The 13,132-nt window shown below is 54.1% G+C and carries 12 protein-coding genes and 1 tRNA gene; 10 read left to right on the top strand and 3 right to left on the bottom strand.

Annotation, left to right across the window (positions count from 1 at the left end; genetic code table 11):
* Nucleotide 1: 1 nt before the first annotated feature.
* From Q0835_RS09765 to Q0835_RS09730, 8 genes are all read left to right on the top strand, one after another.
* Nucleotides 2-988, top strand: a complete 987-nt coding sequence (locus Q0835_RS09765; protein ID WP_298822784.1) for a sugar ABC transporter permease — start codon at nt 2-4, stop codon at nt 986-988.
* A gap of 13 nt (nt 989-1,001) precedes the next feature.
* A complete protein-coding gene (locus tag Q0835_RS09760; RefSeq protein ID WP_298960708.1) occupies nt 1,002-1,883 on the top strand; it encodes a carbohydrate ABC transporter permease in 882 nt (293 codons plus the stop codon).
* 27 nt (nt 1,884-1,910) lie between these two features.
* Entirely contained in the window at nt 1,911-3,473 is a 1,563-nt protein-coding gene (locus Q0835_RS09755) for an extracellular solute-binding protein (protein WP_298822786.1), read from the top strand.
* A gap of 65 nt (nt 3,474-3,538) precedes the next feature.
* On the top strand, nt 3,539-5,875 hold the full coding sequence (locus tag Q0835_RS09750) for a DUF4962 domain-containing protein (RefSeq protein ID WP_298960705.1): 2,337 nt from the start codon (nt 3,539-3,541) through the stop codon (nt 5,873-5,875).
* A gap of 63 nt (nt 5,876-5,938) precedes the next feature.
* Nucleotides 5,939-6,685, top strand: a complete 747-nt coding sequence (locus tag Q0835_RS09745) for an SDR family NAD(P)-dependent oxidoreductase (RefSeq protein WP_298822788.1) — start codon at nt 5,939-5,941, stop codon at nt 6,683-6,685.
* Between the two features lie 235 nt (nt 6,686-6,920).
* Nucleotides 6,921-7,919, top strand: coding sequence for a TRAP transporter substrate-binding protein (locus tag Q0835_RS09740; protein WP_298822789.1), 999 nt, complete (start codon nt 6,921-6,923; stop codon nt 7,917-7,919).
* Nucleotides 7,920-7,979: 60 nt separating this feature from the next.
* Entirely contained in the window at nt 7,980-8,513 is a 534-nt protein-coding gene (locus Q0835_RS09735) for a TRAP transporter small permease (RefSeq protein ID WP_298960703.1), read from the top strand.
* 1 nt (nt 8,514) lies between these two features.
* Nucleotides 8,515-9,795, top strand: coding sequence for a TRAP transporter large permease (locus Q0835_RS09730; RefSeq protein ID WP_298822793.1), 1,281 nt, complete (start codon nt 8,515-8,517; stop codon nt 9,793-9,795).
* Nucleotides 9,796-10,321: 526 nt separating this feature from the next.
* Here Q0835_RS09730 and Q0835_RS09725 read toward each other — a convergent pair.
* The 3 genes from Q0835_RS09725 to Q0835_RS09715 form a co-directional block, all read right to left on the bottom strand.
* Entirely contained in the window at nt 10,322-10,531 is a 210-nt protein-coding gene (locus Q0835_RS09725; protein ID WP_298822794.1) for a cold-shock protein, read from the bottom strand.
* A 58-nt stretch (nt 10,532-10,589) separates the two neighbouring features.
* On the bottom strand, nt 10,590-10,949 hold the full coding sequence (locus Q0835_RS09720; protein WP_298960749.1) for a DEAD/DEAH box helicase: 360 nt from the start codon (nt 10,947-10,949) through the stop codon (nt 10,590-10,592).
* A 446-nt stretch (nt 10,950-11,395) separates the two neighbouring features.
* Nucleotides 11,396-11,485 (bottom strand) — tRNA-Ser (locus Q0835_RS09715).
* Nucleotides 11,486-11,925: 440 nt separating this feature from the next.
* On the opposite strand from Q0835_RS09715, the gene Q0835_RS09710 reads away from it, so the two are divergent.
* Both Q0835_RS09710 and msrA read left to right on the top strand, forming a co-directional pair.
* Complete coding sequence (locus tag Q0835_RS09710) at nt 11,926-12,252, top strand: hypothetical protein (protein ID WP_152503623.1); 327 nt, start codon at nt 11,926-11,928, stop codon at nt 12,250-12,252.
* A 132-nt stretch (nt 12,253-12,384) separates the two neighbouring features.
* A complete protein-coding gene (gene msrA, locus Q0835_RS09705; protein ID WP_298960700.1) occupies nt 12,385-13,038 on the top strand; it encodes a peptide-methionine (S)-S-oxide reductase MsrA in 654 nt (217 codons plus the stop codon).
* Nucleotides 13,039-13,132 lie beyond the last annotated feature (94 nt).

Below are 13,132 nucleotides of genomic sequence, written 5' to 3'. Positions count from 1 at the left end.
CATGACGGTTCAGGAAAAGGAGCGGCCGCTCTCCAAAAGTGAGGTCGCGATCTCTGACGAGCACAGCGCTACCATCGGGCCGTTCGAAGCTGCAGTCGAGCACTTGAAACGCGAATGGCAGCTTTACCTCATGCTCTTGCCGATGATCATCTGGTTCGCCGTTTTCCTCTACAAGCCGATGTACGGACTGCAGATCGCTTTCAAGGACTATTCGATCTTCCGCGGTATCGCCGGCAGCCCCTGGGTCGGACTTGAGCACTTCGAAACACTCTTTGCCAACGACCAGTTCCTTCGCGCGATCAAGAACACGATCACGATCAGCGCGTTGAACCTGCTCTTCGGTTTTCCGGCGCCGATCATTCTGGCGCTGATGTTCAACGAGGTTCTGAACGCGAGCTACAAAAGGACAGCGCAGACGATTGTCTATCTGCCGCATTTCATCTCTTCGGTGATCATCGCCGGTATCGTCATCACAGCCTTCTCGCCCACGGCCGGCATTGTGAACACCGTCATGGGCTGGTTTGGTCTTGATCCGGTCTACTTCCTCACGCAGCCGGAATGGTTTCGCCCGATCTTCATCGGAACCGGCATCTGGCAGGAGGCTGGCTTCGGCTCCATCGTGTTCCTGGCGGCCATCGCCGGTGTGAACCCGTCGCTCTATGAAAGTGCGGTCGTGGACGGCGCCAATCGCTGGCAGATGATGTGGAAGATCACGATCCCGTCGATCCTGCCGACGATCCTGATCATGCTGATCATCCGTATCGGCAACATCATGGAAGTGTCCTTCGAGCTGGTCATTCTCCTTTACCAACCGGCGACCTACGAGACCGCCGATGTTGTGAATACCTGGATCTATCGGCAGGGCCTGCAATCAGGACAATACGATCTGGCTGCAGCTGCAGGTCTTTTCAACGCAATTGTCGCCTTCGTTCTGGTGATGACGGCCAACACCTTGTCGCGGCGCTTCTCGCGCACGTCGCTTTGGTAGAGGGGGCGGAACAATGATGAATTGGAACCTTTACTCTCGCGGCGACAAGTTCTTCGCGATCATGGTCTCGATCCTGATCGGCATGTTCACGGTTGCGACGCTTTACCCGTTTATCTACATCGCGGCCGTGTCTTTCAGTTCCGGATTTGCAGCGCAGGCAGGAAAGGTGGTTCTCACACCGATCGATGCGACGCTCGAGGCCTATGGATATATCCTCAAGGACCCGCAATTCTGGATCTCCTACCGCAATACCTTCATCTATACGATCGGCGGTACGGTGATGAGCCTTGCGTTCATCATTCCAGGTGCATACGCACTGTCGCGGCCGCAATTGAAAGGGCGCAGGTTCTTCAACCTCTTCATCGCCTTCACCATGTGGTTCAATGCAGGGCTGATACCGTTCTTCCTGAATATGCGGGACCTGAACCTGCTGGACAGCATGTTCGGCATCATTCTCGCGTTCGCCGTGAATGCCTTCAATGTCATCCTGCTGAGAAATTTCTTCGAAGCGATACCGAAAAGCTTTGAAGAGGCTGCGCGGATGGATGGGGCGAACGATTTCCAGGTTCTTTGGAAAGTGTTTGTCCCGCTTAGCAAACCGGCCATCGCGACGATCACGCTTTTCTGCATCGTATCACGCTGGAACGGGTTCTTCTGGGCGATGGTGCTCTTGCAGAGTGAGGACAAGATCCCGCTCCAGGTGTTCCTGCGGCATACGATTTCAAATCTCAGCGATGACGATGAATTTGCGATCGTGCAGACCGCGGCAGGGTTCAGCGCGGAAACCGTGACGGCAGCAATCATCGTCTGCTCCATCGTCCCGGTTCTGATCGTCTACCCCTTTATTCAGAAATATTTCGAGAAGGGAATTCTTCTCGGAGGGGTCAAAGAGTAGTCGCAATGAACGCAAAGGGAGGAAACCATGCGTAAACTTACCTTGTCGGCAGCTGTCCTGGTCGGCACTGCCCTGGCTACACCGTCGTCGGCAGACGACCACCTCAAGATTGTCGAAGGTGAGCCGTTGGAACTGACGATCCAGATGAATCACGCACGCTACCCCGTCTATGAGGAAAGCTGGCCGGTGGAACAGCAGGCGCGCGAGTGGACCAATGTCCACCTGATAGACGTGACAGTTGGCGCGAACATGCGCACAGATGAGAACACCGGCCGCACGGAAGCCCTGAACCTGATGCTTGCCGGGGGCAAGATTCCGGACATTGTCGGCTCCAGCCGGATCAAGGACTTTGTCAACCAGTACGGTCCGGAAGGTGCATTCCTGCCGTTGAACGATCTGATTGAAGAGCACGCTCCTAATCTGAAGGCGTTTTTCGATGAGCGCCCGGAAATTGCCGCCGCGATTTCAGCGGCTGATGGCAAGATGTATTACATTCCCTATCTGCCGGACGGGAAGTATGGCCGCGCTTACTGGGTCCGTACCGACTGGCTTGAAAAGTTGGGGCTTGACGTTCCAGAAACAGTCGAAGAGTTCGAAACTGTGCTGCGTGCTTTTAAGACCCAGGACCCCAACGGCAATGGTGAGGCTGACGAGGTGCCTTATTTTGCCCGTCAGTGGCCTGAACTCATTCGCCTCGTCACGCTTTGGGACGGCCGGTCTTCCGGCTCCGACACTTACCACGACTTCTACGTCGACAATGGTCAATTGAAACATCCCTACGCGGAAGAGGGCTACCGCGAAGGCGTCAAGAACCTGGCGCGCTGGTATGCTGAAGGACTGATCGATGCGGAGATTTTTACCCGTGGCAGCTCGGCGCGCGATTTCCTCCTGTCGGAAAATCTTGGAGGAGCGACACACGACTGGTTTGCCTCTACTTCGGGCTACAATCGCTTGGCCTCCGATATCGACGGGTTCGAGTTCAAGGCAATGGCGCCGCCTGCCTCGATCTCGGGCAAGCGGATCGAGGAGCACCGCCGTATCCCGATCAAGCCGGACGGATGGGCGATAGGTCACACCAACGAGCACCCGGTCGAGACCATCAAGTACTTTGACTTCTGGTTCACAGAAGAAGGACGCCGCCTGGCGAACTTCGGCGTTGAGGGCATGCACTACGACTTGGTCGACGGCAAGGCTGTCTTCAAGCAGGAGTTTCTGGATGCAGGCCCTGTAAATCGCTCGCTCTACCAGATCGGTTCACAGCTGCAGAGCCGTGGGTACTTCCAGGACTATGGCTACGAGATCCAATGGTCGAACGAATATGCTCTCGAAGGCATCGCTCTTTACGATGAGGGAGACTACCTGATCGACCAGTTCCTTGGTGTTGCTTTCGATGCCGATGAACAGAAGGTCTATGACAAGCATTGGGCCTCGATCCGCGACTACATGCTTGAGCGGCAGCAGAGCTGGATACTGGGCAATGGTGATGTCGAAGCCGAATGGGACGACTACATCGCTCAACTGGAAAAACTCGGTCTAAGTGAAGTGCTTGAAGTCATGCAGTCCGCTTACGAGCGGCAGTATAATAAGTAAAACAATCGCTTATCAGGCCATTCGCCACCCGGCGGATGGCTTCTTCCTGCGAGCAAAGAAGTGTCATGTCTGTGAATTGCGATCTGAAACCGGGATTTTTGGACCAGCCGAAAGCTGGACGCCTGAACATTCAATACGGGCCCGCCGGCGGCTCGACTGTCAATGAAGCTCCTGCCAGATTCACCTGGATCCCGGATATCGAAGAGAGCGCACGCTACGTACTGCGGATTTCCTCAAGTCCGGAATTTCCTGCAGCTGAAACACTCGTCTTTGAAAACCTGAAGCGAAATTTCTTTACGCCGGACAAGGTGCAAGCGCCTGGTACCTACTATTGGAGCTATGCAATCTGGGACAATGGTACCGGATGTGCCACCTCGCAATGGAGCACCATTCGGCAATTTGACGTTCCCGACGATCTGCCTCGCTCACCGCTTGCACCTGCTGCCACGCGATACGATCACTGCAGCCGCGCTCATCCGCGTCTTTGGCTTACCCCCGACACCTTGCCGACGTTCCGCGAAGCTGTCGCTGCTGATGCCGATCATTGCGGCTGGGCAACCTTCTTCGAAAAATCGGTCCGGCCCTGGATTGACCGCCCGGTCATGTCCGAGCCGACCCCCTATCCGAACAATCAGCGTACGGCACCGGTCTGGCGTCAGACCTATATCGATTGCCAGGAGCTCATTTACGCAATCCGGCATCTTGCCATCGCAGGACATGTTCTTGAGGACGAGTCCTTGCGGGACAAGGCGAAGGACTGGTTGCTCGCCGCGGCCAGCTGGGATCCTGCTGGCACCACATCGCGAGCCTATACCGACGAATGGGCATTCCGCGTCACGCTCGCACTTTCGTGGGGCTATGACTGGCTTCACGGCGATCTCAGTGAAACTGAGCGCCAAGAAGTCAGGACCGCATTGCTGACCCGCACGCGCGAGATTGCCCATCACGTTTTCAAACATGCCAACATTCACATATTTCCCTTTGACAGCCACGCCGTGAGGGCGGTCTCCGCTGTCCTGATCCCTGCCAGCCTTGCTCTTCTGGATGAAGAAGGTTGCGAGGAGGCGAGGGACTGGCTGGACTGTTCGGTTGAATTTCTGTTCAGCGTCTATTCGCCCTGGGGCGACGCGGAAGGTGGCTGGGCCGAGGGTCCGCATTACTGGATGACCGGGATGGCCTATCTGATCGACGCGGCCAATCTCCTGAAAAACTATACGGGAATAAACCTTTACAGTCGTCCCTTCTTCCACCTGACCGGTGATTTCCCGCTTTATACGAAAGCGCCCGACACGCGCCGCGCCACCTTCGGCGACGACAGCACAATGGGTGATCTTCCCTGTCTGAAGGTAGGTTACAATTTACGCCAGTTCGCCGGTGTGACCGGAAATCCGGCCTATCAATGGTTCTTTGAAGAGGTCAAGCGGAACGATCCCGGCACCGAAATGGCTTTCTACAATTACGGCTGGTGGGATCTCAATTTCGATGACCTGATGTATCGAAACGACTGGCCGTCGATTGAGCCGGCAGCTCCCGGTGACAACGACAAGCTCAGATGGTTCAAAGGCATCGGCTGGGCAGCCATCCAGCATAAGATGGATGATCCAGAGGCGCATATACACTTTGTGATGAAGTCATCGCCCTTTGGCTCCATCAGCCACAGCCACGGCGACCAAAACGCCTTCTGCCTGTCGGCTTTCGGCGAAGATCTTGCGATCCAATCCGGACACTACGTTGCTTTCAACAGCTCCATGCACCGAAACTGGCGGCGTCAAACTCGTTCCAAAAACGCGGTCCTGATCGATGGAAAGGGCCAATATGCCGATCGGGACAAGGCCAAGGCGATGCAGGCAACCGGTAGCATCGAAACCGCCGAGCAGCGTGACGACCACATTTATATGCGAGGCAATGCGACTGCTGCCTATCGTAGCCTGACCCCGGCAATCCAGAAGGTCGAGCGGGAAATCTACTTCGTGCATGATAGCTATTTTGTGATTGTCGACAGCATCGACAGCAGTGCTCCGGTCTCTTTGGATTGGCTGTTGCATGCAAATGCACCGTTCGAACTGGGCGACACCAGTTTCAGATACTCCGGTAAAAAGGCCGGGTTCTATGGTCAGTTTTTGTGGTCGGAGGCCGGAGCAGCAGAGCTCTCGCAGGAAACCGGATTTCCAGGCGTGGATGAGGGTGACTACGAAGGTTTGCCGGTCAGCACGTGCCTGAAGGCGAGTTTTCCGAAATCGGCAAGACACCGCGTGGCTACGCTACTGGTTCCCTATCCGGCACACGACCCCAGACGCGTTTTTCATTTCCTCGATGATCAGGGTTACGACTGCGACCTCTATTTCTCCGACGCGCAGGAGAGGTCCTTCAAAGTTGTCATCGAGAAACTGGCGAGAGCCTGAACCACGGATCACGGAGACCGGCTGGTCCCCGAACAACACCCAAGGCATTACAAGGAGCCTCTAATGGATCTCAAGGGAAAAACAGCAATTGTTACTGGCGGTGGCCGCGATATCGGTCGGGCATGCGTCATGGCGCTTGCGGAACGCGGCGCGAATGTCGCCATCAACTATTTCAGCAGCGGCAATGGCGCGGACAGTGCTGTTTCCGAAATCGCAGCGTCTGGAGGCAAGGCTTTTGCCATGCAGGGCGACATGACAAAACCCGACGATGTTGCGGCACTGGTCAACCGAACGGTTGACGAGTTTGGCGGCATCGATGTTGTCATGCCGATCACTGGAGGCATCGTCGCACGCCGGCCACTGTCGGAGATTTCTCTCGATTACTGGCAGTCGGTGTTCGACCTCAACACAACATCCGCACTTCTCGTCGTCAAGGAAGCCGTTCCTCATATGAAAAATGGCGGAGCCATTGTGACGATGGCATCACAAGCCGGGAGAGACGGCGGTGGTCCGGGAGCACTTGCTTATGGAATGTCGAAAGGCGCGGTTATGACGCTCACACGCGGGTTGGCCAAGGAATTGGGACCTGACATTCGTGTTAATGCGATGTGCCCCGGAATGATCGACACGGACTTCCACAATATCTTTACGAAGCCTGAAGTGCGCAAACACGTAGCTGGCGTGACGCCATTGAAACGGGAAGGCGCTTCTGAAGATGTTGCAAATCTTGCCGTTTTCCTGGCGTCAGAACAGTCCGCCTTTATCACTGGTGCCTGTGTCGACATCAACGGCGGGATGCTTTTTTCCTGACGACTGGCGAGGAGTGGGTATTGCCCCTCTTATCCCGGCCCGCAATTTCCCGCGGCCAAGTGGGTGCATTGCTGAGGTACTCCAATTCGCGCTGGAGATATGCGGGCCGGGGCAAGTTAAATCAAATAAAACAATCGCTTAACCGGATCGCGAAATTAATTTGTTTTATTGATTTTTTAACTTGTAAATATTTGTAAATTGCGTATCGTTTTATCAGGTCAAAAGGGAGGAACCAATGACCCTGTTTAATTCAAAGAAAGCTGGCATGCTGTTTGGTTCAGTCGTTGCCGCAAGTCTTGCATTCGCAACAGTCGCTGCCGAAGCCCGTGAATTGCGCGGCTGGAATATCCATGTCGAGGACTATCCTGTCTCACATGGAATGGAAGCATTCCTGAAAGAGGTCGATGAGAAAACCGGCGGCGAAATAAGCGGTAAAGTCTTCCATGCCGGTGTGCTTGGTTCGCAACCGGACGCAATCGAGCAAACCCGTCTTGGAGTTATCGATTTCGGTGTCTTCAGCCTCGGGCCGATGGGTCAGGTTGTTCCGGAAGCCAATGTCGTTTCGTTGCCGTTCATCTTCAAAAGCGTTTCGCAAATGTATGAAGTCATGGACGGGGAGCCGGGCAAGGAGCTTAGCAAAGGTTTGGAAGCCAAGGGCCTTGTTGCCCTCGGTTACTATGATGCTGGTGCCCGCTCTTTCTACACGTCCGCAAAAGCAATTACCGAGCCTGCTGATCTGACGGGTATGAAAATCCGCGTCATGAACAACGATCTCTTTGTCGGCATGGTTGACTCCATGGGCGGAAACGCAACTCCGATGGCCTTCGCGGAAGTCTATCAGGCAATCAAGACCGGTGTTGTGGACGGCGCAGAAAACAATCCCCCGTCCTACGAATCCACCAACCATTTCGAGGTTGCTCAATTCTATTCTCTGACACAGCACCTGATCATTCCCGAGTGCCTGTGCATGAGCAAGCGCACCTTTGACTCCCTGACGCCCGAGCAGCAGGCAATCGTCATTGAGGCCGGTCGCAACAGCACCGAGCTTCAGCGCAAGCTGTGGCAGGAGCGGGAAGCCGCCAGCATGGCCAAAGTCTCAGAAGGTGGTGTTGCCGTGAACGAGATCGCTGACAAGGCCGCGTTCCAGGCAGCCATGGAGCCGGTTTATGCGCAGTTCCTTGAGCAGAGCCCGGATCTGGCCGGACTTGTAGAGATGTTCAAAAACGCAGAATAATAGCAGATAGGGGCCGTGCTGAACTTACCGGCGCGGCCCCTTTCTATTCGGGGGAATATGATGTCGCACACCGGAAGCTTACTGGACCGGCTCGAACTCTGGCTGGTTTGGTTGAAACGTGCCTGCGTGCTGGCAGGGTCTGTGGCACTCGTCGTTCTTGTCGCAACGTTCGGTTGGCTCGTATTCGGGCGATACGTTCTCAATCAAACCCCCACTTGGGTCGAACAGCTCGCCCTGCTTCTCATTTGCTACATTACGTTCCTTGGTGCGGCCGTCGGCATTCATGAAGAATCCCATCTTGGCGTCACGCTGGTCCGGGATGCGCTTCCACCGAAGGTCAGACAGCTGCTGCTGCTTGTGACGGATTTCGTGCTTGCCGTCTTTGGTGGTGTGATGCTGGTCGCTGGCCTTGAACTCTTCAACTTCGGCTGGTCGACGCTGCTACCCATGCTCAACATTCCTGAAAGTATAAGAACCGCAGCCGCGGTCGCTTGCGGCGGATTGATGGTTGTCTTTGCCGGGACCCGGTTTCTCCTGCGTGGACGGAGCGCCCTGCGCGGTGAGATCTACGAAAACAAAGAAAAGGTAAGCTGAGATGGGTCTCGCTATTTTGCTGGGTGTTTTTGCTGTCAGCGTCGTTCTTGGTGTGCCTGTGGCATTCGCCATGGGAATTTCCGCAGCAGCGGCTTTCTGGTACGAAGGCTTTCCCTTGCTGATGACCTTTCAGCGGACCATTTCGGGCGTGACCACCTTTTCTCTGCTGGCCATTCCGTTTTTCGTGTTTGCCGGCGAACTGATGCTGCATGGTGGAATTGCACTCCGGCTTGTTAAGTTTGCCTCCTCACTGGTCGGCCATATTCGGGGTGGTCTCGCGTCGGTCAACATTTTCTCAAGCATGCTTTTCGGCGGTATCTCCGGCTCCGCCATTGCAGACATCTCAGCGCTTGGGTCGCTGCTCATTCCGGTCATGAAGGAAAAGGGCTACAGGCCGGACTACGCAGTCAACGTGACTGTTACGTCGTCAATCGCGGGCATTGTCATTCCGCCGAGCCACAACATGATCATTTTTGTTGTTGCCGCAGGCGGTGGCATCTCGATCTCCAAATTGTTTTTGGCTGGCGTGATCCCGGGCATTCTCATGTGCTTTTGTCTGGCTGTTGCCGCCTACGTTGTGGCTTTGAAACACAATTACGGATCTGAACCTTTCCCCGGATGGCAGGTCGTTGCGCAAACGGCAATCACTGCGATCCCTGGCCTGATTACGGCCGTGATCATTGTCGGCGGTGTATTGTCCGGCATCTTTACCGTCACGGAATCCGGCGCCTTCGGCGCTATCTATGCCCTTGTGTTGACTGCTGTCGCCTATCGAACGCTCGGATGGAACGAATTTGTCGTCTCCGTAACTTCAGCTCTCAGAACAACCGCGATGGTGATGATCCTGATCGGGTTCGCGAGCTCTTTTGCCTATCTATTGGCGCTTTATCAGGTTCCGACGAAACTCAGCGAGTTTCTCCTTGGTATTTCCGAAAACAAGATCGCCATCCTGCTGATGATCAATCTGATGCTGCTCATGCTCGGAATGATCATGGACATGGCCGCCCTGATCCTCATCTGCACACCGATATTCCTGCCGATCGCCCGTGACCTTGGTATGGACCCGGTGCAGTTCGGTATCATGATGTTGGTCAATCTTGGCCTCGGGCTGTGCACACCGCCTGTCGGCACCTGCCTTTTCGTTGGCTGTGCGGTCGGCAAGATCAAGATCGAAGAGGCTCTGAAATCCATCTGGCCCTTCTATCTCGCGTTGTTAGTGGCACTCATGCTGATCACCTACGTGCCTGCGTTCTCGATGTATCTGCCGTCGCTGTTCGACTAGGTTCGAAAAGGCAAGAGCGTTCCGGCTCACTTCGTCCGCGCCTAAACGGCTTTTGCAGAGGCAACGTCAATGCAATCCTTGGATAGCAAGGCAGCACTCCCGTGCCGGCTTTGTCTAAATGTAGGTGAGTAACTATTGGCGCGAAAAGATGATATGAGCCATCGTTCATAGCTTGCCGAGCAGCAGGGCCCTCCTTCGGCGCTCTTGTAATCCTCACCTGAAAGTTCTGCAGCGGCTGATCAATTCCACCTGGTGATATGGAACTCACGTACACCTTCTCGCGGCCAACAAATTCGCTGGTCCCAAATGGAGGGATGAGTGGTAGATTTTTCAGGAGATATGGCGGATCTGCCCGAAGAAGGTCGGAACCCTATTTGAATGCATCACATATCCAGTTTTGTGTCCGCTTTCTGGATAGACAGCCTATATTAAAGAAGGCGGGACATTGCCCCGCCTTCAGTATCGAAAGATACTTTTTAATAGAGCTGTCAGTACATCTGTAGACAGCTCAAGAATGTCTCAAACTTTATGCAAGTTCGATTGTGCTTACAGCTGTTTTGCCTGAACGGCTGTCGACCTCGGTTGAGAAGACAACTTTTTGTCCTTCGTTCAAACCGGTGATACCTGAACGCTCAAGAGCTGTGGCATGTACGAAGACATCATTGCCTGCTTCGTCTGGTTGAATAAAGCCAAAGCCTTTTTGATCGTTATAAAATTTTACTGTACCTGAAGTCATAACATTTTCCTTTTTGATGACTTGTTATCCGCCCTGATGGGCGAGAACTTTTTCTGCATTAAGCTGCAGGGTGGATTGGGGCGCGCCAATGTTTGAGAACATGCGCATCAGACCATCGATTGGCTGGTCGGGCCCAGGTGTTTTGAGAATTGGTTTTGATGTTCTTCACGATTTGTGAAGCTAACTCACGTGTTGGCGTCAAGACCAGTGCGCCGACCATTCTTGATAACCGTCTGCGTCTTTGCTCGCCAAAACGGTGCAGTAACGGCAACACAAATGATGCTGTTTTGCCAGTTCCTGTTTGAGAAATTCCGACGACGGCTCGTCCCTGTAATAGGGGACGAATTGCTTGTGCTTGAATTGGGGTGGGGCGTTTAAATCCTTCAACCGATACGGCTCTAAGGATAGGTTCGGCCAAGCCGAGGTCGTCAAATGTAGTCAAAACGCCTCTTAACAATCCGCTGCAACAAAATGGCGTTTCGCCAACAACAGCAGGACTTTCATTTGGGAAGCATGTGTAGATCTACTGCCTTAGTTTATTTGCCTTTTTTGGCTATTCGAGGCAGGGATCGTAAAATCAAAGTCAAGAACATATCACCGCTGATGATACAGTCTACACACGGCAATTGCGTAGCTTCTATACGATACAAGTTGATAAAGCAATCATTCTAGAAGCCATACATTGGCGATAATCTGTCAGGCGGCAAATTTGCCAGCTATCGGCGCTTGCCGATTTTTGAGGCTAGTTAGCCCAAGCATCACCCAACCATAGAGCTGAACAGGCGAGCATAGGGTATGAAAAACTCAATCGCCCTGCTCTGATTCCGTCAAACGGTTTCGGAAGTGCAGTTGTATAATAGAAAATGGCGGACAGAGAGGGATTCGAACCCTCGATACGGTTGCCCGTATACACGCGTTCCAGGCGTGCGCCTTCAGCCACTCGGCCACCTGTCCGTTCGCAAGCGGTAGCCGCTTGGAGTGGGCGCAATATACTCATGGCGTGTTATTGCGCAAGCGCTTGCGGGAGTTTTTTTTGAGAACTCCGTGGCTTGTGGATTCTGCGTCGATCACGGGCCACCAAAGCCCGTCAAATGGATCTTGTTTGCGCCAGAAAAAGTTGGCGATCACATCAGATTGAGTGCTGGTTTGGGATGAAAACAGCCTCGACAGGTATTCTGCATACATGAAGCTACCGCTGCTGTCCGGCGGAGAAATGCAGCAGAATTCGTGACCGGGTCGCAAAAATCTCACAAGAATGTGTTGCATATCAATTCTTGTGCAAATTTTATCGCTTATTTATCTAAGGAATACTCCGAGAGCAGAGAGTGCGTTTTTTCAAAGCACTCCATGGAGAGTATTGAACAGCTTAGACCGACAGAGCCGAAAGAAAATCCATGACGAGTGTTTTTAAGTTTTTATTCCGCGTTTTGGGATACGCTTGCATTGCGATTGCGATCGTCGCCGGTATTTCCGATGCCAGCAGTTCCATTGCCCTGTCACAGGTGGAACTGCAGCCGCTTGGAAAACTTCTTTTTGATCTCTTCCCCGACAGTTTTCCTATTCTGCAGCCCGCCATAGAGCGGCACATCCATCCGGCCCTTTGGGATCCGGGCATCCTGACCGTGTTGACCTGGCCGGTCTGGGCGTTTTTTGCGCCACTTGGCCTGCTGTTTCTCTGGATTGGCGCACGCCGTCGCAGGCAAACCGTTCAGTTCGCATAAAGGCTGTCCTGGGCCGGTGTCTCAAGAGGCCCTTGGAATATGGACCTAACTGCTCCACATTCATGGACACGAACGCGATTGGAATTGAGCCGTCCCGGCTGGACCGGAGACGGCTCAGCGCAGGAGAGTGCCATGTCCTTCATGACGATGTTGAGCAAGAAATTTTCACTTCCCGCACAAGATGAAGCATTGCCGGGCCGGTCGAATGCAATTGTGCCAGGTGAGGCCCACTTCGTGAACGGGCGCTCGCTTCAGGGACCTTACCCTGAGACCTTCAAGACGGTTCTGTTCGGTATGGGGTGCTTCTGGGGTGCCGAGCGGTTGTTCTGGCAGCTCCCGGGTGTTCATGTAACGGCCGTTGGATATGCGGGTGGCCATACGCCCAATCCCACCTATCACGAAACCTGTTCGGGGCGGACGGGCCACACCGAGGCCGTTCTGGTTGTCTATGACCCGGATCAGACCAGTCTGTCCGATCTCCTGAAAGTATTTTGGGAAAACCACGACCCGACGCAGGGAATGCGCCAGGGCAATGATACCGGCACGCAGTACCGCTCTGCGATCTATGTCGGCTCCGGCGAGGATATCGCACAGGCCGAACAGTCAAGAGAAGCCTATCAGTCGGCATTGAAATCCGGTGGTCACATGGCATCGATCACAACCGAAATCCGTCAACTCGACGAGTTCTATTTCGCGGAGGAGTACCACCAGCAATATCTGGCGAAGAATCCAGCCGGCTATTGCGGTATTGGGGGGACAGGGGTTTCGTGCCCGACGGGTCTTTAACAACAATTGGCCTCACCCCGGTACCGGCGACGGCTCCGGGGCGCTAGGCTGTAGCTTGGGTCATTCTAAGTATTTTTAACAAGACTATTCGACG

Origin of the sequence: uncultured Roseibium sp. (assembly GCF_947499295.1) — a bacterium.
Taxonomy (GTDB): Bacteria; Pseudomonadota; Alphaproteobacteria; order Rhizobiales; family Stappiaceae; genus Roseibium.
This window is presented reverse-complemented; position numbering and strand designations above follow the sequence as displayed.

Excerpts from the sequence above, each read along its gene's own strand:
- Q0835_RS09735 (WP_298960703.1), top strand. The coding sequence starts at position 7,980 with ATGTCGCACACCGGAAGCTTACTGGACCGGCTCGAACTCTGGCTGGTT.
- Q0835_RS09750 (WP_298960705.1), top strand. The coding sequence starts at position 3,539 with ATGTCTGTGAATTGCGATCTGAAACCGGGATTTTTGGACCAGCCGAAA.
- Q0835_RS09765 (WP_298822784.1), top strand. The coding sequence starts at position 2 with ATGACGGTTCAGGAAAAGGAGCGGCCGCTCTCCAAAAGTGAGGTCGCG.
- Q0835_RS09725 (WP_298822794.1), bottom strand. The coding sequence starts at position 10,531 with ATGACTTCAGGTACAGTAAAATTTTATAACGATCAAAAAGGCTTTGGC.
- Q0835_RS09730 (WP_298822793.1), top strand. The coding sequence starts at position 8,515 with ATGGGTCTCGCTATTTTGCTGGGTGTTTTTGCTGTCAGCGTCGTTCTT.
- Q0835_RS09710 (WP_152503623.1), top strand. The coding sequence starts at position 11,926 with ATGACGAGTGTTTTTAAGTTTTTATTCCGCGTTTTGGGATACGCTTGC.
- Q0835_RS09745 (WP_298822788.1), top strand. The coding sequence starts at position 5,939 with ATGGATCTCAAGGGAAAAACAGCAATTGTTACTGGCGGTGGCCGCGAT.
- Q0835_RS09760 (WP_298960708.1), top strand. The coding sequence starts at position 1,002 with ATGATGAATTGGAACCTTTACTCTCGCGGCGACAAGTTCTTCGCGATC.
- Q0835_RS09740 (WP_298822789.1), top strand. The coding sequence starts at position 6,921 with ATGACCCTGTTTAATTCAAAGAAAGCTGGCATGCTGTTTGGTTCAGTC.
- Q0835_RS09755 (WP_298822786.1), top strand. The coding sequence starts at position 1,911 with ATGCGTAAACTTACCTTGTCGGCAGCTGTCCTGGTCGGCACTGCCCTG.
- msrA (WP_298960700.1), top strand. The coding sequence starts at position 12,385 with ATGTCCTTCATGACGATGTTGAGCAAGAAATTTTCACTTCCCGCACAA.